The organism is Planotetraspora mira, from assembly GCF_016863275.1.
In the GTDB taxonomy this organism is placed as follows: Bacteria; Actinomycetota; Actinomycetes; order Streptosporangiales; family Streptosporangiaceae; genus Planotetraspora; species Planotetraspora mira.
In genome coordinates this window covers 293,824-320,095 of record NZ_BOOO01000016.1, presented here as the reverse complement: position 1 = coordinate 320,095, position 26,272 = coordinate 293,824, and the positions used below count along the sequence as shown (strand labels likewise).

The window sequence follows — 26,272 nt, the reverse complement described above, 5'->3', positions numbered from 1 at the left end:
GTCAGGCACTCTCGGTCAGGCGCTCTCCGGGGTCAGGCGCTCTCGGCGGGCTGCTGATCGACGGCTTCGGCCGTGTCCGGCCGTCCACGTCCGCGTCCGCGTAGCGCCGCGATGGTGATGGCGGCGGCCATGCAGGCCAGCGGGGCCGCGGGCAGCAGATAGCGGTAGTCGAACTCCGCCGTGGCGGCCGGGGCCAGGACGAGGCCGACTGCGCCCAGCCAGGGCAGCAGGACGGCTCCGCCGAGCTCTCGCCATCGCACGGCCACGCCGTACAGGCCGACGAGCAGCAGCAGCCCGAGCGCGAGGCCGGGCAGCCGCACCACCTTCTGGTAGCCGATCATGATGTCGGACCAGGGCGCGACGACGTGCGTCGCCGCGGGGCCGTTCTCGTAGGCCTCGGCGTCCTTGTCGGTCGTGCTGTGGTACGAACTCCACTTCGGGAGCTCCCGCGTGAACGAGTTGCTGAACTCGTACAGCATGTAGGTCTTGTAGTCGGGGAACTGCGGCCGGTCCCAGCGGAACGCGCGGAAGAAGTCCTTGGACACGGCCGCGAGATAGTCGCCCGGCTGCGAGAGGATCGCCTTCTTCGCGAAGGCGCTCGCGTTCGCGTTGATCTCGGAGGTGAACTTCATGCCCGAGCCGAAGACGTGCAACTGGTTCTCGTTGTCCCACCACAGGTAGGCCTGGGCGGAGGGCTCGCGCTTGTCACGTGGCGTGTTGATGCACAGCAGGACGAGCTCGAGTTCCTTGCGCTTGTCGAGGTTCATCTCGTGGCAGTCCGCGAACAGGGAGGTCCTCATGTAGAGGATCACCCCGTCGCTGTTGGTCATCGCGAACTGACCGTTGACGGCCTTGAACCAGCCCATGTAGACCCCGACGGGGATGGCACAGGCGACGATCATCGCGATGATGGGCTTCCACCCGGCCCGCTTGATGAGCAGGTAGCCGACGACCAGGGCGAGGATCGGCAGCCCGATGCTCCGGGTCAGGGCCGTCAGCGCCAGCAGGACGCCGACGACCGCCCCCACCCGCCACGACATCGTCCGGTGCCACAGGACCAGCGTGATCACGCCCACGACGAGCAGGATGAACATCGCGTCCGACATGACCAGCTGCTCGAGCTGGATCTGGTAGGCGTCGAACAGGATCGGCGCCGCGGCGAGCGTCGCCCCCCAGCCTGGGATGCCAAATTTTCTGGTCAGAAGGGCATAGATCAGTACGCCTGCCGCGATTCCCATCAGGTGCTGGGTGAAGACGACCAGGGCGAGGCTGTGGAACGGGCGGAGGATCAGCAGCCAGAACCCGTATCCGTCCGGGCGGATCGGGTGCGGCCGGGGGCGCAGGGCCACCGAGATGTAGTCGTAGGAGTCGTTGAACCACATGGCCGGGCCGAATCCCAGCATGGTGATGATCCGGAGCAGTGCCGCCAGGCCGACCGCGACGGCGAAGACCTTGTGGCGGCGCAGAAACGCGAAAAGACGCCCCCATCCACTGACTGGGGAGGCGTCGACTACCGGTGGCTCCGCGACCGCGACCATGGTTACAGAATGCCAGCCCTTTTGTGGACTTGACTCGGGCACCTGGGGGAAGCGGGCATCATGGTGTCCTGCCGTCATATGCAAGGAGTTGCGACGTGGAGCTGACTGTCGTCATGCCGTGCCTCAACGAGGCCGAGACCGTCGAGACATGCGTTCGCAAGGCTCTTGCCTGCATGCATGAGCATGGGATAGACGGCGAGGTGGTGATCGCCGACAACGGCAGCACCGACGGATCGCAGCAGCTCGCACGGGATGCGGGCGCTCGCGTGGTGCACATCGCCGAGAAGGGCTACGGCAACGCCCTCCTGGGCGGCATCCGGGCCGCTCGCGGCAAGTATGTGATCATGGGAGACGCCGACGACTCCTATGACTTCACGAACCTGATGCCGTTCGTCGAGCAGTTGCGCGACGGCGCCGAGCTCGTGATGGGCAACCGGTTCAAGGGCGGCATCGCCCCGGGAGCGATGCCTCCGCTCCACCGTTACCTGGGCAACCCGGTGTTGTCGTTCGTGGGGCGCCTGTTCTTCCCGAGCGCCATCGGCGACTTCCACTGCGGCCTGCGGGGCTTCCGCCGCGACTCGATCCTGCGGCTGGGCCTGCAGACCGGGGGCATGGAGTTCGCCTCCGAGGTCGTCGTCAAGTCCACGCTCCAGGGGCTCGACGTCCGCGAGGTCCCGACCACGCTGTCGCCCGACGGCCGCTCGCGCCCGCCGCACCTGCGTTCGTGGCGGGACGGCTGGCGCCACCTGCGCTTCCTGCTGCTGTACAGCCCCCGCTGGCTGTTCTTCATCCCCGGCCTCGCGCTGATGATCCTCGGCCTGCTCGCGGGCGCCGCGCTGACCTTCGGCCCGGTCTACATCGGCAACCTGGCCTTCGACGTCGACACCCTCGTGGGCGCCTCGGCGATCGTCGTGATCGGCTTCCAGGCCGTCCTGTTCGCCTTGTTCACCAAGGTGTACGCCGCGGAGGAGGGCTTCCTCCCGGAGGACAAGAGGATCAGGAAGCTCGTCGACATCGTCACGCTGGAGAAGGGCCTGATCGCCGGCGGCCTGCTGGGGATCGCCGGTCTCGGCGGCCTGGTGGCGTCCCTGGTGCACTGGGGCGGCAGGGGCTTCGGTGAGCTGATCCCGGCGGAGTCGCTCCGCCTGGTGGTGCCGTCCGCGACCGCGTTCATCATGAGCTTCCAGACGATCTTCGCGTCGCTGTTCATCAGCATCCTCGGCATCCGCCGGTCTCGCGAGACGCCGACCGACATCGCCGCGTCCGCCGCCGAGGAGGCCGCGGAGGCCGTCACGCGCACGCCCGCCGAGGCCTGAGCCCGACGGACCGGGGCTTGAGCGCTTTGAGCCGGGGCTTGAGCTCTACGGGCCGGGGCTTGAGCGCGGCGAGCCGGGGCTTGGGGTCGGCGGCCCGGAGGTTGAGCTCGACGGGACCGAGGGCTTGAGCTTTACAGACCGAGGGCTTGAGCTCGACGACGGCAAACCGGTGTGAGGCGGCACCGGGAGGGCTCTAGGCTTGTGGGCATGTCCCAGCACATCTTGACCGCCGTCGCCTGGCCGTACGCCAACGGTCCTCGTCACATCGGGCACGTCTCCGGCTTCGGGGTGCCCTCTGACGTTTTCAGCCGCTACCAGCGGATGGCGGGCAACAAGGTGCTGATGGTCTCCGGCACCGACGAGCACGGCACGCCCATCCAGGTGCAGGCCGACAAAGAGGGCGTGACCGCCCGCCAGCTCGCCGACCGGTACAACCGCGTCATCGCGGAGGACCTCACCGGTCTGGGCCTGTCCTACGACCTGTTCACGCGGACCACCACGAAGAATCACTACTCCGTGGCGCAGGAGATCTTCCTGGGTCTCTACAAGAACGGCTACGTCTTCCCCAAGACCACGATGGGGGCGGTCTCCCCGTCGACCGGCCGCACCCTTCCGGACCGGTACATCGAGGGCACCTGCCCCATCTGCGGCTACGACGGCGCCCGCGGTGACCAGTGCGACAACTGCGGCAACCAGCTCGACCCGATCGACCTGATCAACCCGCGGTCGCGGATCAACGGCGAGACGCCCGCCTTCGTCGAGACCGAGCACTTCATGCTCGACCTGCCGGCGTTCGCCGAGGCGCTGGGCACCTACCTGCAGTCCAAGCAGGGCGAGTGGCGGCCCAACGTGCTGAAGTTCTCGCTCAACCTGCTCGGCGACCTCCAGCCGCGGGCGATCACCCGTGACCTCGACTGGGGTGTCCCCATCCCGCTGGACGGCTGGAGCGACCGTTCGGACAAGCGGCTCTATGTCTGGTTCGACGCGGTCGTCGGCTATCTGTCGGCGTCCGTCGAATGGGCCAGGCGCAGCGGCGATCCGGACGCGTGGCGGCAGTGGTGGCAGAACCCGGACGCCCGGGGCTACTACTTCATGGGCAAGGACAACATCGTCTTCCACGCCGAGATCTGGCCGGCGATGCTCATGGGCTACAACGGCGAGGGCGTAAGGGGCGGCGCGCCCGGATCACTCGGGAAGCTGGCTCTGCCGTCCGAGGTGGTGTCGAGCGAGTTCCTGACGATGGAGGGCAAGAAGTTCTCGTCGTCCCGCCAGGTCGTGATCTACGTCCGCGACTTCCTCGAGCGTTACTCGGCGGACGCCCTGCGCTACTACATCGCCGTCGCGGGCCCGGAGAACCAGGACACCGACTTCACCTGGTCGGAGTTCGTCAACCGCAACAACGGCGAACTGGTCGCGGCCTGGGGCAACCTGGTCAACCGGTCGATCTCCATGGCCGCGAGGAACTTCGGCGCCATCCCGGAGGCCGTCCACCTCACCGATGCCGACCGCGCGCTGCTGGAAAGATCCCGTGGGGCCTTCACTGCCGTCGGCGGCGAGCTCCAGCGATCCCGGTTCAAGAACGCGGTCACCGAGGCGTTCGACGTGGTGCGTGATGCGAACAAGTACCTCGCCGAGCAGGAGCCCTGGAAGATCAAGGACGACCCCGAGCGGCAGGGATCGATCCTGCACGTGGCCCTCCAGATCGTGGACGACGTCAAGACCCTGCTGACCCCCTTCGTGCCGACCTCGTCGAACAAGATCTTCGAGATGCTGGGCGGCGAGGGCGTATGGACCGGCATGCCGGAGATCCGTGAGGTCAATGAGGACGGCGGCCCGTCCTACCCGATCATCACGGGCGACTACGACGGAGCGGCCAAGTGGGAGCACCGTCCGATCAAGGCCGGCGTCCCGCTGGCTCCGCCCACGCCGCTGTTCGCCAAGCTCGACAACAAGATCGTCGATGAGGAACTGGCCCGCCTCGAACCCTGACCCCCGGGCGTGATCATGCACAGGTTCGGCGAAGTGCCGCCTGACCAGCCTCAACCCTGTTCGTGATCATGCACGGGTTCGGAAGAACCATGTCTGACCTGCGCGGATCCACTTCGTGATCATGCGCACTTTCGTCGATCCATACTGTGACCAGCGGAAACGTGGTTCGTGATCTGGCAATGGTCGCGTGCATGGTCACGAAGGACGTCTTCGCTGCTAGGGGCACAAGTCGCCGAAGGTGTGCATGATCACGAACAGGGTCTCCCCAGGTAGACCTGCATCCCTCCGAACGTGTGCATGATCACGAGCTGGATTGGCCCAGGTAGGCCCGCATCTCTCCGAAGGTGTGCATGATCACGGCTCGTGTTGGGGCAGGTCATGCGGGCCGAATCCGAAGGTGTGCATGATCACCACAAGGGGGGCGGGTAGGGTTTGGGGGCGTGAGTGGGATTCCGCCGGTGCCTGAGGGGCTGCCGGGTGAGGTGTTCGACAGCCACTGCCATCTCGACATCATGGTCGGTGAGCGGCAGGCGTCCTCGGGAGATCCGGTGGCCCAGGCCGCCCAGGCTGCCGGCGCGTCCGTCAGGGCGATCCTCGAGCAGGCCAGATCCGTGGGCGTGACCAGGCTCGTGACCATCGGGTACGACCTGCCGTCCTCCCGCTGGAACGCCGCGGCGGCCGCCGATCACGACGATGTCTACGCAGGCGTGGCGATCCATCCCAACGAGGCGCACGCGTCCACGCCGGAGGTTCTCGGCGAGATCGAGGAACTGGCGCGCCTGCCGCACGTCCGGGCGGTGGGGGAGACCGGGCTCGACTACTTCCGCGACTGGGCCTCCCATGACGACCAGCAGGCGAGCTTCCGCGCGCACATCGAGATCGCCAAGCGGACCGGCAAGGCGTTGGTCATCCATGATCGTGACGCCCACGACGACGTCCTCAGGGTCCTCGCCGACGAAGGCGCTCCCGATGTCGTTATTTTTCATAGCTTTTCCGGGGATGCCGACCTGGCCAAGCGTTGTTCGGATGCCGGATATTTCATGTCCTTCTCCGGGCCGGTGACCTACAAGAACGCCGGATACCTGAGGGAGGCCGCCGGCGTCGCCCCCCAGGAACTCATGCTGGTCGAGACCGACGCGCCCTACCTGCCGCCCGTGCCCCACCGCGGCAAGCCGAACGCCCCCTACCTCATTCCGCTGACCCTCCGCTGCCTGGCGGAGGTCAAGGGCATGGACGTCCGCGACCTGGCCGCCGCCATCACCGCCAACGGCGAGGCCACCTTCGGCGCCTGGTGACTCAGCCGGCGACGGCCGCGCCGAAATCGGCGGAGGCGCCACCGTCGATCGTCCCTGGGCCGCGATACGTCGAGGCGCCTCGATCGAGTACGGCGACCGAGCCGGTGGGACCGGCGTCCGGAAGGCCCACGAGCAGGCCCGCGCCGGGCTCGAGCGCACTCCGGCCGCCGACGTCGTCGGCCGCCGCGCCGACGTGCGTATAGGGGACGGCGGGCGTGCCGTACGCCCCGGGGCTCTGCGGGAGTATCGGCCGCAGCACGTCTGATTCCCCGGGATCGGTCGCGGAGGTCATGCGGGAGCCGATCGCCAGAGACAGGACACCCTGGGGACTCCAGAAGGCGAGGCTCCAGCCGCCCAGCTCGCCGGATTCCGACTGGAACGTCCGCAGCGGCGACACCTCACCGGCGCCCTTTCTGACGAACAACTCCACGACCCCGGAGTCCTTCGCAGCCGTGTCGGCCAGCGGCGCGCTCGCCGCGAGAAAGCCGTCACCGCGCCACTCGGCGTAGTCCAGGGCGTAGCCGAACCGGTCGTCCGAGCTCTCCGGCGTGTCCGGCCCGCTCCGGTCGAGCCTCAACGTCGTGCCGGCGTAGCGGCCTCGCGCGGCCTGCACGTCGAAGACGACTCCGACCGTGCCGGAGTCGGCCTTCCCGGAGGCCACCTGCCTGCCGGCGCCGTCGTCGTTCTCGAACGGCACTCCTACGGCCAGGTCGAGCTCACCGGGCCGGCCGCCGAGGTGGCCGAGGGCGAGAGCCCAGCCGTACATGTCGCCGATCTCGCTGTTACCGGGGACGCCCTCGGACTCCTGCGTGATGATCGCTGAAGCCTCCGCGATGTCGCCCACCTGGAACAGGTGGACCGCTCCCGAGTCGCTCACACCGGCACGGTCGGCATGGGGCTCTCCCACGGCGACGAGCGCGCCGCCCGATGGCAACTCGGCCGCCGACAGCGACCAGCCGAAATGGGCGTCCGGCTGCCGTTCCGGGAAGAGCCGCGTGACCTTGGGCGGGCCGCTCGGCGTGCCGTGGAACACATAGGCCGCCCCGGCGTCCCTGCTGCCGTCCCCGTCGCTGTACGGCGCGCCGACCACGACGTCCAAACACCGGTCGCCGTCGACATGGGCGGTCCGTACGGACCATCCGAAGCTGTCACCGGAGGCGGCGTCAGGGCTCTGGAGCACCAGGACGCCGGACCGCCCGGCGCCGAGCAGGACGTGGACGACTCCCGCCCCTTCCTTGCCCTGGACGTCGGCGAACGGATCTCCCACGACGGCGTCGTCCAGCCCGTCGCCGTTGAAGTCGGCTGAGCCGGCCGACGAACAGCCGGTCTGGGCGAGAGCCGTACCAGGAATGGTCAACGCGGTGACCAGTAGCAGGACCGCCGGGACTGTGCGCAGGAGCCTCATAGCCGCACCTCCAGATCGTCGGCGAGGACCAGTTTCATGGGCGTACGGCGGAGCGGGAGATCGAAGATCAGGATTCCGTCGACCTTGCCGCCCGGCACGAGGGCCGTGGGCAGGAGTGTGGAGGCCTCGTCGGCGGCATGCTCGTCGCCCACGTCGTCGACCAGGCGCGGCGGCACGGTGCTGACCGGCGCCAGATCGCCGCCCAGGTTCACCATCGTCCAGCGGACGAGGCACAGGCCGCCGCGCCTGCTGGCGGTGTCCTCGTAGGTGGGCAGCCCGCAGCGCGGCCGCTGCGGCACGAGGAGTTGCGTGTCGGACCCCGCGAGCCGGATCCGCCTGCCGACGTCCGAGACGGCGACGGGCGCCTCCTTCATGGGGGCCGTGTTCCCAGGAGGGGCGGCGGCCGCTTCCCCGCCCCGCGCATCGCCGCCGGACAACGTGATCAGTCCACCGAGGACGAGGGTCAGCGCGATCACAGCCGAGGCGGCGACGGCCAGCAGCCGGATCTTCTTGGCACGCCGCGCGACATCGCCCGGGTCGACACCCGGGGACGGCGCGCTGGGAACGGAGGGGGCGCCGACCGTCACCGCATCGACGGAGGGCGGGCCCAGGACCTGCGCGGCGTCGGGTTGTGATGTCACGCTGGGCGGGGGCTCCCACGCGCCTGCCCACACTCCCGTGACCAGCGCCTCCGTGACCGTCATTTCGGCGGCCGACGCCTCTGCGTCCATCGGGGAAAGGGCGGGCGCGACCCCGCCGACGAGCGCGATGAGCAGGTCCTGTGCGGTGGGCCGGCGCGAGGCGTCGAGATGGGTGGTGCGGCGGACGAGTTCGTCCAACGGGGCAGGCAGGGACCCCAGATCTGGCGAAGTGTTGAGGACGCGGGCGGCCAGCGCCGGCGCGTCACCGAAACCGTAGGGACGGCGGCCGCTTCCCGCGTAGGCCACCAGGCAGCCCCACGCGAAGATGTCCGTCGCCGGGGTCACCTCCTCGCCGCGGACCTGCTCGGGAGCCCACCATCCCGGGCTGCCGAGCAGTTCGCCCGCCCGGGTGAAGCCCTGCGTGGCGTCGAGTGCCCGGGCGATCCCGAAATCGATCACCCGTGGCCCGGACATGGAGAGCATCACGTTCGCCGGCTTGAGGTCACGATGGACGAGCCCCGCGACATGGATGGCGGCCAGCGCGGCCGCGACGCCGAGCGCGACCCCGGTGAGCGCCCCCGGCTCCAGCGGGCCGTACGTCGCGATCTGCCGCGACAGCGGCACTCCGGCGATGTACTCGGTGACCATGTACGGCCGGCCGTCCTCGGCGTCGCCGTTGTCCAGCACCTGGGCCGTGCAGAACGAGGCGACTCTCCTGGCGTTGTCCACCTCCGCGTGGAACCTGGCGGCGAAGTTCTCGTCCTGGGTGAACTCGGCCTTCACCACCTTCACCGCGACCACCCGGCCTGTGGGGGCGGTGGCGAGGTAGACGGTTCCCATTCCGCCTTCGCCGAGTCTCCCCAGCAGCCGGTAGGGGCCGATGACCGGCGGATCGCCCGCTCGGAGCGGCTCGGCTCCGGGGGATCGAGAGAGCCCGTGTCTGTCGATCTTGACCGTAAGTACGTCGTCCACGTTTGCCCGCCCCTTTTCGGTATATAGGGGTTTCGACGCCGGAGGCGGGGTGGATTGCCCCATCGGGAAAAGTCCGGGAAACGGGGAGCGCGCGACGGCGGAGTCGCCTGGCGAATCGACCCGACGCATGCACCACACTGGAGGGATGAGCCTGCTCGGTCCGGTAGAAGTACGCACGCTGGCGAAGAAGCTGAACATCCGGCCGACGAAGAAGCTCGGGCAGAACTTCGTCATCGACGGCGGCACAGTGCGCAGGATCGTCCGGACGGCCGAGTTGTCCCCGGACGACGTGGCCATCGAGGTCGGTCCCGGCCTCGGCTCGTTGACGCTGGCGCTGCTCCCCGAGGTCGCGCGGGTCGTCGCGGTGGAGATCGATCCGGTGCTCGCGGCACAACTGCCGCTGACGGTGGCCGAGCACGCTCCCGAACTGGCCGACCGGCTGACGGTCCTGCACGCCGACGCCCTCCGGGTGCGGCCCGCCGATCTGGGCATCGAGCCGACCGCGCTCGTGGCCAACCTGCCGTACAACGTGTCCGTGCCGGTGTTGCTGCACCTTCTGGAGGCGTTGCCGTCGCTGCGCCGGGGCCTGGTCATGGTCCAGTCGGAGGTCGCCGACCGGCTCGCGGCCTCACCGGGATCGAAGATCTACGGCATCCCGTCGCTCAAGGCCGCGTGGTACGCCGATGTCCGCAGGGCCGGACCGGTGGGCCGCAACGTCTTCTGGCCGGCGCCGAACGTCGACTCCGGCCTGGTCTCCCTCGTCCGCAGGGACCCGCCGGAGACCTCGGCGCCGCGCACGGAGGTCTTCGCGGCCATCGACGCCGCCTTCGCTCAGCGCCGCAAGACGCTGCGCGCCGCTCTCGCGTCCTGGGCCGGTACGGCTGCCGCCGCCGAAGGCGCGCTCGTCAAGGCGGGGATCGACCCGTCGAAGAGGGGCGAGCAACTCGGCATCGAGGACTTCGCGCGCATCGCCGAGCACCGGCCGCCCCTCGAGACGGACCCGGAGACGGACCTCGAGACGGACCTCGAGACGGACTCTGAGACGGACCGCGAAAGGGACCCTGAGACGGGGGTCTGAGCCGGACCGCCGGGCCGGACGGCTCGGCTAGCCCGCCACGGAGGCCCCGAAGTCCAGAGACTCCGTACCCGTCGGACCTGCCTGCTCGGGCGACATCTCGCGAAGGTTGCGGCCGCTCGCGGCGGTCGCCGTGGTCACGACGGTGACCGTGCCGGTGGTTCCCCGATCGGGAGCGCCGATCAGGAACCGGCCGTCCCCGAACGGGCTCACGCTCCATCCGAAATGGTCGTACGGCCGGGGGTCGCCCAGCGTCGCCATCAGGCCGGCGGAGCCGTTCCCGAGCGGGACGACGTTCACGGCGCCGCTCTCCGCCGTGGTGGGCCCGCTCTCGCCGGGGGCGCCGACGAGGACGTACGGGCCGCTGAGAGCCACGGACCAGCCGAACCTGTCCCCGGGGTCGGGACTGTCGCCCACGATGTCGAGTCCCTGGTGCAGCACCCGGAGGAAGCGCGGGCCGGCGTCGGTCGCCTCGAAGAGCACGACCGCCCCGGCGTCCCGCGCGCCCTCCGGGTCCGCCTTGGGCACGCCGACCGCCAGATAACCCTGGTCGCCGTCCTTGCCGTACCGCAGGGAGTAACCGAAGTCGTCGCCCGCGTTGGAGGGGACCTCGTCGGTGACGGAGGCGAGATCCCACTTCTTGCCGCGATAGCGCGAGTGGCGGAAGGACACGTCGTAGACCAGGGTGACGCCTCCGGTGTCGGCCTGGCCCGTCTCCTCGTTGTCCTCGAAGGGCACGCCCATCACCAGGTCTGCGGCACCGGGGGAGCCGCCGAGCCTGCCCAGGGTGACCGCCCAGCCGAACATGTCGCCGGGCTGGCTGATGCCCGGGACACCCGGTGAGTCCTGTGTGATCCGCTGAGGTTCGCCCGGCTTGCGATCCCTGAGATCGAAGACGTACACCGCGCCGGAGTCGATGGTGTCGTCGGCGTCCTCATACGGCGCGCCGATCGCCACGAGGCCGTCTCGCACGGCCACGGACCAGCCGAAATGCGCGGATGATCGCGCCACGGGCGGCTTCAGCTCCAGCCGGGTGGCGACGCGGCCGAAGTCGGGACCGCCCCAGTAGACGTAGGCGATGCCGGAACCGTGCACCGTGGCGGAGCCGCGCCTGCCGTCCGCGAACGGGTTGGCGACCACCAGATCCATGCACCGGTCCCCGTCGATGTGTCCGGGGCGGGCGATCCAGCCGGGTGTGCCGGCCTCGAAGGCCTGAATGGCCGGGTCGAGGGGAGTGCCGGGCCGTCCCCGCAGGAGGAAGAGCCTTCCGCCGCGCGCGGATCCGAAGCCGGCGAACGGGTCGCCCACCACGGCGTCGTCCTGGCCGTCCCCGTCGAAGTCGAACTCGCCCGCGCCCGGGCACCTGTCAGACGGATCATGTGCGGGGGGCCGAGGGTTGCCCGGTTGGGGAGGCCGCGGAGTGAACCCCCGCGTGGGGACGACGACCGTCGGAGTCGGTGTGGGTTCGAGCGAGACGCTGGGGGTGGGCTCGGGAGTGACCGTCGGCGTGACCTCCGGCGTGGGGTCGGGCGTCGCCGGCGGGGAGGGGGACACGGCCGCGACGCAGGCCAGCGTGATCGCCGCCGTGAGGATCAGGCGTCCCACTCGTGCGCCGGTCATAGACGCACCTCGATGTCGCCGCCACCCGTGATCACCGGCCCGATCAGCCGTACGGCCCGGCGATCCGCGGGAAGCGTGTACTCCGTGGCCAGGGAGATCATGTCCCCGGGCTGGATGGAGGCGGGCGAGTCCTTGACGGCGCCCACGGCGGCGCGGGTGATCCCTTCGTCGTCGACGAGGTCGAGCGGCCCGGCCAGATCGACCTTGGAGCCGCCCATGTTGAGCAGCGCCCATTCGACCAGGCACGTCTGGCCCCGATCCGCCGCTCCCCGGCAGGAGGGCCGCTGGACGACGAGCTGGACGTCCCCGACTTCGAGGCGGCGGCCGATGTCGTTCGCCCGGGCATGGGGCACGCCGGCCGTAACGACGCCCTGTTTCCCGGTGCGCAGCCCGATGAACAGACCGGCGGCGATGACCGCCACGAGGCCCGCGACCAGGAGCACGGCCATGGGCGGTCTCCTCCGGCGGAGCGACGGCAGCGGCGCGGGAGTGGTGACGGGCAGGAGGTTCTGCGGCGGATCCCAGAGTTCCTCGATCGCCTCGGTCGTCTGCTCCGTCTGCCCGCCGACGAGGGCGAGCAGCAGTTCCTGGGCGGTCGGCCGGTTCGCGGGCCAGCGGTTCAGCGCCCGGCGCACGAGGTGGGCGAGCCCCTCCGGGAGGCCGGCGGTGTCGGGCTCGGTCTCCAGGATGCGATGGGCGAGGACCATCGGAGGGCCCTCCCCGAAGGGATGGCGGCCGGTTCCCGCATAGGCCACCAGGCAGCCCCAGGTGAAGATGTCGGCCGGCGGGCCCACGGGGTGCGCCTGCAGGTGTTCGGGCGCCCACCAGCCGGGGGTTCCGACGACCTCGCCCGTCTTGGTGTGCCCGTGGGTCGCGTCAACGGCCCGCGCGATGCCGAAGTCGATGACCCGGGGCCCCGACATCGACAGGATGACGTTGGCCGGTTTCAGGTCCCGGTGCACCAGCCCGGCCGAGTGGATGGCGGTCAGTGCCGCCGCGACCCCGAACGCGACGCCGTGCAGGGTCGCCGGCTCGAGCTTGCCGTACGTCGAGATCTGACGGTCGAGCGGCGTGCCCGGGATGAACTCGGTGACCATGTACGGCCGGCCGTCCGCGGCCTCGCCGTGCCCGATGACCTCGGCGGTGCAGAAGGACGCCACCGCCTGCGCGTGCTCGACCTCCGAGTGGAACCGCGAGGTGAAGTCGGGGTCCTCCGAGTACTCCCGCCGGACGACCTTCACGGCGACCAGCCGGTCGTCGTCAGAGGAACCGAGGTAGACCGTTCCCATGCCGCCCGTGCCGAGCCGCCCGAGCAGCGTGTAACCGCCGATGGCGGCCGGGTCGCTCGGGGACAGAGGCGCGCTCGTCGCGCTGGGGCCGTCTATCGGTGTGCTCCATGGACCGGGGGGGATCATCCAAACCGTACCGTCTGCGTGTATGCCTTTCGCCCTCATTTAGGAGGATCTATTGGCTGGTCGCAGGTCCAGGCCACGTTAGGCTCGGATCCCATGGCCGCAGTGACAGGACGAGTCGGGGAAGCGGTGAGCGGGCGATGATCGAGGTCACCGTGCGCGTGCCCGCCAAGGTCAACCTCCAACTGGCCGTGGGGCCTCTTCGCGATGACGGCTTCCACGACCTGGTGAACGTCTTCCACGCCGTGTCGTTGTTCGACGAGTTGACGGCGTCCGAGCCGGCCGCGTCGGCGGAGACGCTGACGGTGCGGGTCGAGGGCGAGTCGGCGGGGAGCGTGCCCACGGGTGAGGACAACCTGGCGTCGAAGGCGGCCCGGGCCCTCGCGGCACGGGCGGGCGCCTCTCGCGGCGCCGACCTGCTGATCCGTAAGGCGATCCCGGTGGCCGGCGGAATGGCCGGCGGCAGCGCGGACGCCGCGGCCGCCCTGGTGGCGTGCAACGAGTTGTGGGGCCTCGGGCTGCCTCTGGAGAACCTGATGGAGATCGGTGCCGACATCGGCAGCGACGTGCCGTTCGCCCTCCTCGGCGGCACGGCGGTGGGCAGGGGCAAGGGCGAGTTGCTCACGCCGGTCGAGACGGGCGGCACCTTCCACTGGGTCTTCGCGCTCGCGGACGGCGGGCTGTCCACGCCCAAGGTCTACGGCGAATGCGACAGGCTGCGCGAGGCCGCGGGCGAGGAGGCCGCCTGGCCGATCGCCAGTGAGCCGCTCATGGCGGCCCTCCACGAGGGGGACGCGAAGGCGCTCGGCCTGGCGCTGGTCAACGACCTGCAGCCCGCCGCGCTCGCGCTCCGCCCGTCTCTCGGCCGCACGCTCGACGCGGGTCGCGACGCGGGCGCGCTCGGCGCGATCGTGTCGGGCTCCGGGCCCACCTGCGCCTTCCTGGCCGGTTCCGGGACGCACGCCGCCGAGGTGGCGCTCGCGCTCACGGGTGCGGGCGTCTGCCGGTCCGTCGTCACCGCTTCAGGGCCCGTCCCGGGAGCCGTCGTCGCCGGATAGGCTTTACGGGCGATGAACCTGGTCAATCTCGAATCCGTCTCCCAAGCCTTCGGGCCCAAACCGCTGCTCTCCGGTGTCTCCCTCGGCATCGAGCAGGGCGATCGGGTCGGTGTCGTCGGCCGCAACGGCGGCGGCAAGACCACTCTGGTCTCGATCATCGCCGGAGAGTTGAAGCCCGACAGCGGACGGGTGACCCACAACCGTGGCCTGCGTGTGGGCGGCCTGTCCCAGCGGGACGACCTCGACCCGGCGGCCGCCGTACGGGATCTGGTCCTCGCGGACAGGGCGGAGCACGAGTGGGCCGGGGACCCGGCCATCCGGGAGATCCTGGCCAACCTGCTCGGCGACATCGACCTGTCGGCGAAGGCGGCCGCGCTGTCGGGCGGTGAGCGACGTCGCACGGCCCTGGCCAGGCTGCTCATCGGCGAGCACGACCTGATCATCCTCGACGAGCCGACCAACCACCTCGACATCGAGGCCATCGCCTGGCTCGCCGGTCATCTCTCCCAGCGCAAGTCGGCGCTCCTGGTCGTCACCCACGACCGCTGGTTCCTCGACGCGGTCTCGACCCGGACGTGGGAGGTCGTGGACGGGGGCGTCGAGCGCTACGAAGGCGGGTACGCCGCCTACGTCCTGGCCAAGGCGGAGCGGGCCCGGATCGCGCAGGCGGCGGAGGACCGCAGGCAGAACCTGATGCGCAAGGAGATCGCGTGGCTGCGGCGCGGGCCGCCCGCCCGGACCTCCAAGCCCAAGTTCCGCATCAACGCCGCCGAGGCCCTGATCGCGGACGTGCCGCCGGCGCGGGAGAGCGTCGAACTGCTGAAGTTCGCCTCCGCACGGCTCGGCAAGACCGTCTACGACCTCGAGGACGTGACGCTGCACGCGGGCGGTCCCGACGCGGGCCCGCTCGTGCTCGACCACTGCACCTGGCAGTTCGGCCCCGGTGATCGGGTCGGCCTGATCGGTGTCAACGGCTCAGGCAAGTCGTCGGTGTTACGCCTGCTCTCCGGGATGGTCGCACCCGACTCCGGCCGGGTCGTCGAGGGCAAGACGGTACGGCTCGCGCACCTCTCGCAGGAACTGGTCGAACTCGATCCCCGGCGCCGCGTGCTCGAGACGGTGGAAGAGATCCGCAAGTACGTCACCGTCGGCAAGAAGGAATGGTCGGCGTCCCAGCTGCTCGAGATCCTCGGCTTCAAGGGCGAGGCGCAGTGGAAGGTCGTCGGCGACCTGTCGGGCGGCGAGCGGCGACGTCTCCAGCTGCTCAGGCTGATCATGGACGAGCCCAACGTGCTGCTCCTGGACGAGCCGACGAACGACCTCGACATCGAGACGCTGACCGAGCTTGAGGATCTGCTCGACGCCTGGCCCGGCACGCTGATCGTCGTCAGCCACGACCGCTACTTCCTGGAGCGGGTCGCCGACCGCTGCGTGGCCCTGCTGGGCGACGGCAGGTTGTCGATGTTGCCGGGCGGTGTGGACGAGTATCTGGAGCGCCGGGCGTCCGGGGCGGCGCTGTCCGCCCGCGCGGCCTCAGCCGGTACGGCTGCCGCCCCCGCGCAGGCTCCGGCGGCCGCCCAGGTCGCGGTGGACGCGGGGTTGTCGGCCAAGGAGCTGCGGGAGCTCCAGAAGGAGCTGAACCGGCTGGAGCGGCAGCTCGACAAGCTGGGTGAGCGGGAGGCGAAGCTGCACGCCGAGATGGCCACGGCGGCCAGCGACTTCGAACGGCTCGGCAAGCTCGACGCGGAACTCCGCGAGATCGGCGCGCAGAAGGACTCGGTCGAGCTCGAATGGATGGAACTGGCCGAACGCCTCGACTCCACCTCCTCCTGACCCCACCCCATCCCACCCCACCCCACCGCGCGTGATCATGCACAGGTTCGGAAGAAGCATGCCTGACCTGCGCACATTCAGTTCGTGATCATGCACATCTTCGTGTATCTATGCCGCGACCAGCGGAAACGCGGTTCGTGATCTGGCAATGGCCGAGTGCATGATCACGGATGGCATCGCCCCAGCTCATGCGATGTGATCACGAACCTGTGCATGATCACGGCGGAGGAAACGCCTGGTCATGGGGCTTGATCACGAACCTGTGCATGATCACGCCCACGAGGGGGTTAGTGGGTGGAGATGTTGGGGGGTGGGGTGTTGGACTGGAGCTGCCGTGAGTTGCCTTCGCCGGTCGGCCACAACGACCTGAACGTCCGGATGCCCTCTCGGCCCGCCTTCGCCCGCTGGCCGAACACGACCCAGTTCACGGGTTGGAAGTAGGTCCCCTCCTCGTCGGGGGTGGTGAGCGACCCCGTGTAGCGAAAGGTCGTGCGTCCGGTGGGCAGTAAGTCCCAAAGGTGAATGTTCTGGACTTTTCTGGACACCCCCAATGCCGGAGGTGACGTGAGGAGACGGTCGTGTTCGGAGGGCCGACCGTCCTTTCTCTGGTCGAGCAGGACGGAGAGGACGGCATAACCCCTCTCGCCCGAGGTCTTCTCGTGGACGAGGTGCGCCTCTACGGGGGCGAACGGCTCACCGGCGAATTTGTGCTCCGCATGGCCGTGAAAGTGCACGTTGCTCAGGTCGTACCGCTCGCCGCCGAGAGTGATGTACGGCCGGGCGCGCTTGTCATCGACGACGAACCTGATGTCGTCGTGCTCGCTCGGCCGGCCTCCGATGGGAGCCCTGTCCTGAAAGAGGATCTCCCCGTCCACGTTGCGCGGATAGTGGATGACGAGGCCGGGAACGGCGCGCCGGCAGGCGGCCGAGCGGTCGATCTCCACGGGGGACCGGACGGCCGCGTCGGTCCCGGCGCGCCCACACGACGGCCTGTGCGCCGTGGCGTGGACAGGGGTGACGAGCGGGGCGAGGCCGATGATGGCAGCCGTCGATAACACGGCGAAACGAGGAAGCATGCGCGGGAACCCCTCAGTGGTCGGCACCGAATGGGCACAGAGCGCGAGCCTCTTTGCTCACATCCGGGGGGATATGCGTGGCATTTCAACCTTTATAGATTGCCGACCGCTTGACACCAATGTGTCATCAATCACAGCGCGAATCCGTCAATGAGGTCTTGCGCATTTCAGAAAAAACGGCGATAAGTCGCTCGCTTAGTGCGGCACTCAGTTCCGGCCGCGGGGAGGCCGCAACCTTAAGGTCATCGCGAGAGGAGACGAGAGGAAACGAAAAGCTAGTGCGCGGCTTCCGCGGAGGCGTCGAACGGCACGAGCAGCGTCCGCAGCAGTCCGGCGAGCACCTGCCGCTCGTCCTCGTCCAGCCCGGCCAGGAGCTCCCGCTCGCGGCGGAGCAGGTCGGCGAAGGCGGCGTCCACCCGCTCAAGTCCGGCGGGGGTGAGACGCACCAGCACGCCGCGCCGGTCCTCGGGGTCGGGGCGCCGGACCACGAGGCCGGAGGCCGCGAGCCGGTCGATCCGGTTGGTCATCGTGCCGGAGGTGACCAGCGTGGCCCGCAGCAGCGCGCCGGGGCTCAGTTCGTACGGCTCGCCTGACCGGCGAAGCGCGGTCAGCACGTCGAACTCCCACGACTCGACGCCGTGTTCGGAGAAGGCGGCACGTCGTTCGCGCTCAAGATGCCTGCTCAGCCGTGAGACCCGGCTCAGCACCTCCAGCGGCGCGACGTCCAGGTCGGGCCGCTCCTGCTGCCAGGCGGCGACCAGACGGTCCACCTCGTCCTCGACGGGCCTCGAGAAGGTCATGCGCAGAGTCTAGCTTTCTTGACGTCGAGATATCTTCCGCGATATCGATTATCTTGATGTCAAGATAAGTATCGGGGAGGATGCTGATGGATCACGATATCTGGGACCCGGCGATCTACCGAGCCTACGCCGGGGAGCGTTCGAGGCCATTCTTCGACCTGGTCGCGCGCGTGGGGGCCGAAACGCCCGAATACGTGGTCGATCTGGGCTGCGGCAGCGGCGAGTTGACCGCGTCGTTGTGCCGGCGCTGGCCGGCGGCGGCGGTGCACGGGGTGGACTCCTCACCCGCGATGATCGAGGACGCCCCTGCGGGGCCGACGTTCGAGGTCGCCGACGTCCGCGACTGGCGACCCGCCCGGCCCGTCGATGTGATCGTCTCGAACGCCGTGCTGCAATGGGTGCCCGGGCATCTCGACCTGCTCGAACGCTGGATCGGCGACCTGGCCGAGGGTGGCTGGCTGGCCTTCCAGGTCCCCGGGAACTTCGGCTCGCCGAGCCATTCGATCATCCGGGAGCTGTGCCGTACGGAATGGCGGGACCGGCTGGGCGACCTGGCCCAGCGGGCGCCGGTCGCGGAACCGGTCGAGTACCTGAGCAGGCTCGCCGCCCTTGGATGCGCGGTCGACGCCTGGGAGACGACCTACGTACACGTGCTCCAGGGGGAGGACGCGGCGCTCACGTGGGTGAGGGGCACGGCCCTGCGGCCGATCCTCGACCGGCTGTCCGCCGGGGAGCAGGAGGCCTTCCTCGCCGAGTGCGGCCGCCGTCTCCGCGAGGCCTACCCGCGTGAGCCGTACGGCACGGCGTTCCCTTTCAGAAGAATCTTCGTGGTCGCCCATAAATAGCCGATGGCCGCATATATTCCATTTAGGGTGGAATTACCGCGTCAAATAAGGTTCCGACGCTAGGGGTGATCATGACGATCGAGATCGAAGACAAGTTCGACGTGCCATCCGAGTTCGGCCTGCCGGACCTGAGTGATGTCAAGGGTTGCGCCGAAGTGGCCCAGCCTCTCAGCCACAAGCTCGTCGCGCTGTACTTCGACACCCCGGACCTGCGGCTGGCCGCACGCGGGATCACCCTGCGCCGCCGTCGTGGCGGCGACGACGAGGGCTGGCACCTCAAGCTGCCCAAGGCCAAGCGCGCCAGGCAGGAGATCACTCTCCCGCTGACGCGCAGCGCCAAGATCGTGCCTCCGGAGCTCGCCGAGCTCGTCCTCGCCTACACCAGGGGCGCGGACCTCGCCCCCGTCGCCCAGCTCGAGACGCGGCGCGGCGTCACCCGGCTCATCGGCCCCGAAGGTCAGGCGCTCGTGGAGGTCGCGGACGACCGCGTCAAGGGCACCGTGCTCGGTGACGAGCCCCGCGTCGTCCGATGGCGCGAGGTCGAGGCCGAGCTGAAGGACGGCGACCGCGACGTGCTCAGGCGCGTCGGGAAACGCCTTCTCAAGGCCGGGGCGACCCCCGCGGACGCGAGCAGCAAACTGGCCCGCCTCCTCGGCGACGTCTCGTCCCGGCCGGAGACCGCGCTCGCCCCGGGGTCCGCGGGCGAGGTCGTCGTCGCTTACCTGAGAGGCCACGTCAAGGCGCTGACCGCCCAGGACCCTCGGGTGCGGCGGGCCGAGGAGGACGCCGTCCACCAGGCGAGAGTCGCCAGCAGGCGGCTGCGGAGCGCGTTCAAGGCATTCAAGTCGATCCTCGGTGAAACCACCGAGCTGCAGGAGGAGCTCAGGTGGATCGGTGAGGTGCTGGGCGAGGCGCGCGATCTGGAGGTCATCAGGGACAGGTTCGCCCGGCGTCTCGACGCCCTCGACCCCTCGCTCGTCGTGGGGCCCGTACGGCGGCGGCTGGGCGACGACCTGCTGGCGAAGGAGCATGAGGCCTACGGCCGGATCCGCGAGGCGCTGAGTGGCGAGCGCTACTTCGCGCTGCTCGACAGCCTGGAGGAGTTCGTGGCCCGCCCTCCGCTGACCGATCGCGCGGCCAGCGACGCGGGCAAGGTGCTGGAGAAGATCGCGGACAAGGGGTGGAAGCGGGTCGGCGACGCCTACGACGTCGCGCAGGCCATGGAGGACCCCGACCAGCGCGAGATCGCCATGCACGACGTCCGCAAGGCCGCCAAGCGGGCCCGCTACACCGCGGAGGCGGTCGGGCTGTCCGGGCTGGCCAAGCGTGCCGAGACCGTGCAGGAGGTGCTGGGCAGGCACCAGGACGGCGTGGTGGCCCAGGGGGTGCTCGCCGACGAGGCCGGGGCCGCCCGCGGCGCGGGCGAGGACACCTTCACCTACGGGGTCCTGGTCGGCCTGGAGCATGCGGCCGCCGAACGGGCTCACGAGGAGTTCCCGAACGTCTGGGCGGACGTCAACGGGTGACCCTGCGGCCCGCAGGTGACCTGACGCCTGACCAAGGACGAGGGTCAGGTCACCTGAGGGTCACGTGATGTAACGCTCGACGCTCACGAGGCGCCCGGCCGCCCGGTTCAGCACGGCGAAGGCCCCCTTGCCGAGTTGGCCCTCGGCGTCGTTCAGGCGGCTCTCACCCGACATCGCCAGCAGTTCCGGCAGCACCTTGCCGTGGCTGCACACCACGGACGGCTCGCCCGACTCGATGAGCTCGCTCACCAGCCGCTCGGCGGCGTGCGAGTCGTAGCCGTCCTCGGACAGAGCCCTGTCCTCGCGGACGCGCATCCCCCGGCCGCCGGCGTACGGCTTCAGCATCTCGACGCAGCGCAGGCTGGGGGAGCTCACCAGAGTCGCCGGGCGGTAGGCGTCGAGCACCGCCGTGAAGGCCGCCGACTGCGCCCACCCGAACTCGTCGAGCGGGCGGAGATCGTCGTCGCCCTTCCACTCCTGGCGGGACCCGGCCAGGCCGTGCCGTACGAAGATCAGGGGCACGGTCGCGAGCGGCAGAGCGGTCAGCGCCCTGAGCAGGCCCGCGTCCCACTCGTAGGTCAGCCGGCGTCTGGCCTCGTTCAGTGGAAGCCAGACGACCTCGTCCACCTCGTCGACCGTGATGATCTCACCGCCGGGGCCGGAGGCCCGCGCCGCCCAGTAGTCCACCCGCTTGAGGCGGCCGTCCTTGAGGTAGTGGCTCGGGGGCAGGGACCGGCCGAACACCACGTCCAGGCCGGTCTCCTCCCGCACTTCGCGGAGGGCCGCGGCGATCATGTGCTCGCCGGGCTTGAGCTTCCCCTTGGGAAAGCTCCAGTCGTCGTACTTCGGCCGGTGGACGAGGGCGACCTCGGGGTCGGTCTCGTCACCACGCCACACGACGGCTCCGGCCGCGCGGATCATGTCGGTCATGCCGGTGGATCGAACCTCGGGTTCGAACATGAGCATCCCTCAGTCCAGGCTGGTCGTGTCGTCCACGGCTCGCCAGCGCCTGCGCGCGATCAGGTGGTGCTGCAGATCGATCTCGCCGCGGTGACGCAGCCATTTCCCGTCGGAGTTCAGCGTCCACGCCGTCGTGGTGTCGCTCATGGCGAGATCGAGGAGGTCGGACAGGTACTCACGCTGCTGGCCGCTGGTCACCCTCACCAGAGCCTCGACGCGCCGGTCCAGGTTGCGGCGCATGAGGTCGGCGCTGCCGATCCATATCTCCGACCGGTCGCCCTCGCCGAACTCGTACACCCTCGAGTGCTCGAGGAAGCGGCCCAGGATGCTTCTGACCCGGATCGTCTCCGATAATCCGGGGATATCCGGCCTGAGCGTGCAGATTCCCCTGACCCAGAGATCCACCGGCACGCCGGCCCGCGACGCCCGGTAGAGCGCGTCGATGAGCGGCTCGTCGACCATCGAGTTCGTCTTGATGCGGATCCGCGCCGGACGGCCGTTCTTGTGGTGCTCGACCTCGCCTTCGATCCTGGACAGCAGGCCCTGCCTGAGCGAGTCGGGCGCGACGAGCAGCCTGCGGTAGTCCTCCTGGATCGAATAGCCGGTGAGGTGGATGAACAGATCCGTGACGTCCTCACCCACCTGGGGGTCGGCCGTCAGCAGCCCGAAGTCCTCGTACTGCCTGGCCGTCTTCGGGTTGTAGTTCCCGGTGCCGATGTGGCAGTAGCGCCGCAGTTCGCCGTTCGCCTCCTGCCGGACCACCAGGGCCAGCTTGGAGTGCGTCTTCAGGCCGAGCACGCCGTAGACGACGTGGCAGCCCGCCTTCTCCAGCTTCCGCGCCCAGGAGATGTTCGCGTGCTCGTCGAACCTGGCCTTGATCTCCACGACGACGACGACCTGCTTGCCGGCCTCGGCGGCGTCGATCAGGGCGTCCACGATGGGGGAGTCGCCGCTGGTCCGGTAGAGCGTCTGCTTGATCGCCAGCACGTCCGGGTCAGCCGCCGCCTCCTCCACGAACCGCTGGACGCTCGTGGCGAACGAGTCGTACGGGTGGTGCAGCAGGATGTCCCGCTCCCGCAGCGTGGCGAACAGGCCGTCCTCGGCGCTCACGGCCTCCGCCGGCACGAACCGGTTGAACTTCAGCTCGCTCCGGTCGAGGTCGGCGATGGCGTGCAGGCCGGTCAGGTCCAGTGGGCCGGGGAGCCGGTAAATCTCGTGGTCGGCCACCCGCAGTTCGTCGACGAGCAGGTCCAGCACCTCGGGGGTGATGGTGTCCTCGACCTCCAGGCGGACCGGCGGTCCGAACCGCCGGTGCCGGAGCTCACGCTCCAGCGCCTGCATCAGGTTCTCCGTGACGTCCTCGTCGACCTCGAGGTCCTCGTTCCTGGTCACCCGGAAGGCGTGGTGCTCGACGATCTCCATGCCCTTGAAGAGCTCGCCCAGATGGGCGGCGATGACGTCCTCCATCGGGACGAACCGGTTCTGCGACGCGGTGACGAACCTCGGCAGCTGCGACGGCACCTTCACTCGGGCGAAGACCGTGTTCCCGCTGATCGGGTTACGGACGGTCACGGCGAGGTTGAGGGAAAGACCGGAAATGTAGGGGAAGGGGTGTGCGGGGTCCACCGCGAGCGGGGTGAGCACGGGCCGGATCCGCTCCTGGAACAGCTTCCGCAGCGCCGTCCGCTCGTCCCGGCCGAGGTCGTCCCAGCGGACGATCTCGATCCCCTCCGCGGCAAGCTGGGGCAGCACGACGTCGTGGAAGTCTCCGGCGTGCCGGCGGGCGAGGTCGTCGGCGATGGCCGCGATCCGCGCCAACTCCTCGCTGGGCTTCAGGCCGCTCTTTGTCCGCAGGAGCAGGCCGGTCGCCATCCGGCGCTTGAGGCCGGCCACCCGGACGCGGAAGAACTCGTCCAGGTTGCTCGCGAAGATCGCCAGGAATCTGACGCGTTCGAGCAGGGGGACAGACGGGTCCTCCGCCAACTCCAGCACACGTTCGTTGAACTGGAGCCAACTCTCCTCTCGGTTGAGGAACCGATCCTGGGGCAGCGGTGCGTCTTCGGGCAGGGTGGCATCCTCGGGTTCGGGCACGGAAGCGAATTCGGCGGACATATGACAAAATATGCCCTAATTCGTTGAACGGTACGTTAACTACGACGCAACGAAACCGTCAGGGCACCCTGTCGGCTTCGGTGTCCGCCGGGTCCTCGGCCGCTTTCGCCCGTGCCCTGGCCTCCTGCGACCGCTGCTCTTCCCGCTCTTCGCGTTCCCGCTGCCTGTCCCGTTCCCTCTGCTCGCGCTCGCGGGCTCGCTCGAGCTCCTTGAGCTCCCGTTCCCGGGCCTTCTCCTGTTCCTTGAGCTCCCGCTCGCGGGCCTTCTCCTGCTCGCGCCGGACCTTCTCCTGCTCCTTGAGCTCGCGTTCCCGGGCTCGTTCGAGCTCCTTGAGCTCGCGCTCGCGGGCCTTCTCCTGTTCCTTGAGCTCCCGCTCGCGCAGCTTCTCGTGCTCGCGCCGGGCCTTCTCCTGCTCTTTGAGCTCGCGCTCGTTCGGCCGGGGCGCCGTACGGGGCTCCGTCGTGGGCGTCAGCACCAGACCGCGGGACGCGGCCGTGAGGCCGGGATTCGGGTCGAGACCCGTGAGACCGTTCCAGGAGAGGTTGACCAGGTGGGCGGCGACCTCCTCGCGGCGGGGCCGGCGCTCCTCGAGCCACCACTGCCCGGTCAGCGCGGTCATCCCCACCAGCATCTGGGCGTACATCGGCGCGAGGTTCGGGTCGTAGCCCCGTTCCCTGAACTCGTCGGCGAGCACGTCTTCCACCTGACCGGCTATGTCGCTGATCAGGCTCGCGAACGTGCCCGTGCCGGAGGCGGCGTGGGAGTCGCGGACCAGGATCTGGAAGCCCTCGCTGCTCTCCTCGATGTACTGGAGGAGGGCGAGCGCGGCACGTTCCAGCTTCACCCGCGCGTGCGACGCCACCAGGGCCTGCGAGACGAGGCTCAGCAGTCGCTGCATCTCGCGGTCGATGACGACCGCGTAGATGCCCTCCTTGCCGCCGAAGTGCTCGTAGACCACGGGCTTGGAGACCTTGGCGGTCGCCGCGATCTCTTCGACGGAGGTGCCGTCGAAGCCCTTCTCGGCGAACAGGGTCCGGCCGATCTGGATCAGCTGCTCGCGCCGTTCCGCGCCAGTCATGCGCTTGCGGGATCGGGAGGAGTCGCTCACGGCTTCAATCATGGCCTGTTCTCGGCCCTCAGCCGCCTTCCGTACGGCTTTCGCGGGCACGGAAGTGCCCGCATCGGCGGGCACGGGCTGGATATGTGCGCGTACGGCCACCGCTGTCGCCCTGGTCAGGGGTAAGGCGGCGGCCCTACCGGAATCGTCGTCGTCAGAGGTGGAACGCGGAGAAGCCAGGGCCGCCACGTCGACGGCGGCCCTGTCATCCGTACCGATGGCGTCAGCCAAGACGCTTCGCCGCCAGTCGCTCGGGGGTGGGCCAGCGCACGTCGTAGGCCCAGCCGGCCTTCTCGAACAGGCGGATCGTCCCGGCGCTCAGGTCGATCTGGCCCTTGAGCGCGCCGTGCCGGGCGCAGGTCGGGTCGGCGTGGTGCAGGTTGTGCCAGGACTCGCCGAAGGACGGGATGGCGAGCCACCACACCTGGCGGGACTTGTCGCGCGACTCGAACTCCTCGTCGCCGAACACGTGGCAGATCGAGTTGATGGACCAGGTGACGTGGTGCAGCAGACCGATGCGGACGACCGTGCCCCAGAAGAGGGCGGTCACGATGCCCTGCCAGGACCAGGTCAGCAGGCCGCCCAGCGCGCCGGGCAGCAGGAGCGAGGTGAGCGCCAGGGCGGGGAACCACTTGTGCAGCTTGATGATGTCCGGGTCCTTGGCCAGGTCCGGGGCGTACTTCTGCCGGTTGACCCGCTCCACTTCGAACAGCCAGCCCATGTGCGCCCAGAGCAGCCCCTTGGACAGAGCCCAGACGCTGGTGCCGAAGCGCCACGGCGAGTGCGGGTCGCCTTCCTTGTCCGAGAACTTGTGGTGCTTGCGGTGTGCGGCGACCCAGTCGAGGACGGACATCTCGAGCGAGAGGCTGCCCGCGATCGCCAGGGCGATCTTCAGGGGCCGCTTGGCCTTGAAGGAGCCGTGGGTGAAGTAGCGATGGAATCCGACCGTGACACCCAGTCCGGAGATGACGTAGAACACGAAGGCGATCGCGATGTCCGTCCAGCCCAGACCCCATCCCCAGGCGAAGGGCACCGCGGCGATGACCGCGAGGATGGGGGCTCCGACGACGACGCCGAAGATGATCAGATCGCCCCGGGACTTGCCTTGGGGCTCGAAGTCCGGTTTGGGCTGCGGTCCGGGCCGTTCGGTCAGGACGGTCATTGGCACCTCGCGTGTGGGGAAGATGTCTGGCTACGCCACCGTAACCTACGCCATCGTAAGTTAGGAATTTCGCCGACTGAATGTGGGGAAGGTGACGCTCCCACGCACATCTGGTGGCGAATCCACGTCTTGCTAGATCGGCAGGTCATCTGCTACACGGGCCATCGCTCGCGGCGTGAGATCCGGTCCGTCGACTGCGCGGATATCGGATGGTCTGCCCGGAGGGTTCGGCCGGATAACCGCCGTGCCCGGAAAGCCGCCGAGCCGAACGGCCCCGAATTCGGAATCATCGGCCGACCGTGTCCTGGCGTCACAGAGCGTCTTGGCGTCACAGATCCGGCGGGATCGGTATCGTAGGAGGCGGCTTGCGGCCGGGATCATCGGGCGTTCGCCAAACCTTTCCGGCGTTGGGTAATTGGCAGCCCGCAGGGTTTTGGTCCCTGTTGTCCAGGTTCGAGTCCTGGCGCCGGAGCGGCAGCTGAGGATCGGGTGGTTATGGGTGGGGCTGGATTCGATCTCA

At 69.2% G+C, this 26,272-nt stretch carries 19 protein-coding genes and 1 tRNA gene; 9 read left to right on the top strand and 11 right to left on the bottom strand.

What is annotated here, in order from left to right; all coding sequences use genetic code 11:
- Positions 1-32 precede the first annotated feature (32 nt).
- On the bottom strand, positions 33-1,538 hold the full coding sequence (locus Pmi06nite_RS16485; RefSeq protein ID WP_203953853.1) for a hypothetical protein: 1,506 nt from the start codon (positions 1,536-1,538) through the stop codon (positions 33-35).
- A 95-nt stretch (positions 1,539-1,633) separates the two neighbouring features.
- Here Pmi06nite_RS16485 and Pmi06nite_RS16480 point away from each other — a divergent pair, with 95 nt between their 5' ends.
- From Pmi06nite_RS16480 to Pmi06nite_RS16470, 3 genes are all read left to right on the top strand, one after another.
- Positions 1,634-2,854 (top strand): glycosyltransferase, encoded by a 1,221-nt coding sequence (locus tag Pmi06nite_RS16480; RefSeq protein WP_203953852.1) that lies wholly within the window; start codon positions 1,634-1,636, stop codon positions 2,852-2,854.
- Between the two features lie 207 nt (positions 2,855-3,061).
- Positions 3,062-4,843 (top strand): methionine--tRNA ligase, encoded by a 1,782-nt coding sequence (gene metG / locus Pmi06nite_RS16475; RefSeq protein WP_203953851.1) that lies wholly within the window; start codon positions 3,062-3,064, stop codon positions 4,841-4,843.
- Between the two features lie 440 nt (positions 4,844-5,283).
- The gene (locus Pmi06nite_RS16470) at positions 5,284-6,138 is read left to right on the top strand and encodes a TatD family hydrolase (RefSeq protein ID WP_203953850.1); all 855 of its coding nucleotides are present in this window, start codon (positions 5,284-5,286) and stop codon (positions 6,136-6,138) included.
- Position 6,139: 1 nt separating this feature from the next.
- On the opposite strand, the gene Pmi06nite_RS16465 is transcribed toward Pmi06nite_RS16470, so the two are convergent.
- Positions 6,140-7,543: an FG-GAP repeat protein gene (locus tag Pmi06nite_RS16465; protein WP_203953849.1), complete on the bottom strand. Its 1,404-nt coding sequence runs from the start codon at positions 7,541-7,543 to the stop codon at positions 6,140-6,142.
- Positions 7,540-9,156 (bottom strand): serine/threonine-protein kinase, encoded by a 1,617-nt coding sequence (locus Pmi06nite_RS16460; RefSeq protein ID WP_373317303.1) that lies wholly within the window; start codon positions 9,154-9,156, stop codon positions 7,540-7,542. The genes Pmi06nite_RS16465 and Pmi06nite_RS16460 overlap by 4 nt, the downstream gene beginning before the upstream one ends.
- A 145-nt stretch (positions 9,157-9,301) precedes the next feature.
- Here Pmi06nite_RS16460 and rsmA point away from each other — a divergent pair, with 145 nt between their 5' ends.
- Entirely contained in the window at positions 9,302-10,234 is a 933-nt protein-coding gene (gene rsmA, locus Pmi06nite_RS16455) for a 16S rRNA (adenine(1518)-N(6)/adenine(1519)-N(6))-dimethyltransferase RsmA (RefSeq protein ID WP_239113960.1), read from the top strand.
- Between the two features lie 27 nt (positions 10,235-10,261).
- Here the strand turns inward: rsmA and Pmi06nite_RS16450 are convergent, their stop codons facing one another.
- A complete protein-coding gene (locus Pmi06nite_RS16450) occupies positions 10,262-11,851 on the bottom strand; it encodes an FG-GAP repeat protein (RefSeq protein ID WP_203953847.1) in 1,590 nt (529 codons plus the stop codon).
- Positions 11,848-13,266: a serine/threonine-protein kinase gene (locus Pmi06nite_RS16445; protein ID WP_203953846.1), complete on the bottom strand. Its 1,419-nt coding sequence runs from the start codon at positions 13,264-13,266 to the stop codon at positions 11,848-11,850. Before Pmi06nite_RS16445 ends, Pmi06nite_RS16450 begins: the two co-directional genes overlap by 4 nt.
- A 137-nt stretch (positions 13,267-13,403) precedes the next feature.
- On the opposite strand from Pmi06nite_RS16445, the gene Pmi06nite_RS16440 reads away from it, so the two are divergent.
- Together Pmi06nite_RS16440 and Pmi06nite_RS16435 are read left to right on the top strand one after the other, a co-directional pair.
- On the top strand, positions 13,404-14,321 hold the full coding sequence (locus Pmi06nite_RS16440) for a 4-(cytidine 5'-diphospho)-2-C-methyl-D-erythritol kinase (protein WP_203953845.1): 918 nt from the start codon (positions 13,404-13,406) through the stop codon (positions 14,319-14,321).
- 12 nt (positions 14,322-14,333) lie between these two features.
- The gene (locus Pmi06nite_RS16435) at positions 14,334-16,154 is read left to right on the top strand and encodes an ABC-F family ATP-binding cassette domain-containing protein (protein ID WP_203953844.1); all 1,821 of its coding nucleotides are present in this window, start codon (positions 14,334-14,336) and stop codon (positions 16,152-16,154) included.
- Positions 16,155-16,441: 287 nt separating this feature from the next.
- Here Pmi06nite_RS16435 and Pmi06nite_RS16430 read toward each other — a convergent pair whose 3' ends face one another.
- Both Pmi06nite_RS16430 and Pmi06nite_RS16425 read right to left on the bottom strand, forming a co-directional pair.
- Entirely contained in the window at positions 16,442-17,212 is a 771-nt protein-coding gene (locus Pmi06nite_RS16430) for a carbonic anhydrase family protein (protein ID WP_203953843.1), read from the bottom strand.
- 293 nt (positions 17,213-17,505) lie between these two features.
- Positions 17,506-18,030: a MarR family winged helix-turn-helix transcriptional regulator gene (locus Pmi06nite_RS16425; RefSeq protein WP_203953842.1), complete on the bottom strand. Its 525-nt coding sequence runs from the start codon at positions 18,028-18,030 to the stop codon at positions 17,506-17,508.
- Positions 18,031-18,116: 86 nt separating this feature from the next.
- On the opposite strand from Pmi06nite_RS16425, the gene Pmi06nite_RS16420 reads away from it, so the two are divergent.
- Both Pmi06nite_RS16420 and Pmi06nite_RS16415 read left to right on the top strand, forming a co-directional pair.
- Complete coding sequence (locus Pmi06nite_RS16420; protein WP_239113959.1) at positions 18,117-18,875, top strand: trans-aconitate 2-methyltransferase; 759 nt, start codon at positions 18,117-18,119, stop codon at positions 18,873-18,875.
- A 71-nt stretch (positions 18,876-18,946) separates the two neighbouring features.
- Positions 18,947-20,401, top strand: coding sequence for a CYTH and CHAD domain-containing protein (locus Pmi06nite_RS16415; RefSeq protein WP_203953841.1), 1,455 nt, complete (start codon positions 18,947-18,949; stop codon positions 20,399-20,401).
- 60 nt (positions 20,402-20,461) lie between these two features.
- Here Pmi06nite_RS16415 and Pmi06nite_RS16410 read toward each other — a convergent pair whose 3' ends face one another.
- The 4 genes from Pmi06nite_RS16410 to Pmi06nite_RS16395 form a co-directional block, all read right to left on the bottom strand.
- Positions 20,462-21,331 (bottom strand): NUDIX hydrolase, encoded by an 870-nt coding sequence (locus Pmi06nite_RS16410; protein ID WP_239113958.1) that lies wholly within the window; start codon positions 21,329-21,331, stop codon positions 20,462-20,464.
- A gap of 39 nt (positions 21,332-21,370) precedes the next feature.
- Positions 21,371-23,473 carry an RNA degradosome polyphosphate kinase gene (locus tag Pmi06nite_RS16405; protein WP_203953840.1) on the bottom strand — a complete coding sequence of 701 codons (2,103 nt, stop codon included), beginning with the start codon at positions 23,471-23,473 and terminating at the stop codon, positions 21,371-21,373.
- Between the two features lie 58 nt (positions 23,474-23,531).
- On the bottom strand, positions 23,532-24,581 hold the full coding sequence (locus Pmi06nite_RS16400) for a TetR/AcrR family transcriptional regulator (RefSeq protein ID WP_239113957.1): 1,050 nt from the start codon (positions 24,579-24,581) through the stop codon (positions 23,532-23,534).
- A gap of 232 nt (positions 24,582-24,813) precedes the next feature.
- On the bottom strand, positions 24,814-25,752 hold the full coding sequence (locus tag Pmi06nite_RS16395; RefSeq protein ID WP_203953839.1) for an acyl-CoA desaturase: 939 nt from the start codon (positions 25,750-25,752) through the stop codon (positions 24,814-24,816).
- A 400-nt stretch (positions 25,753-26,152) separates the two neighbouring features.
- Here Pmi06nite_RS16395 and Pmi06nite_RS16390 point away from each other — a divergent pair.
- Positions 26,153-26,224, top strand: a tRNA-Gln gene (locus tag Pmi06nite_RS16390).
- Positions 26,225-26,272: the final 48 nt, after the last annotated feature.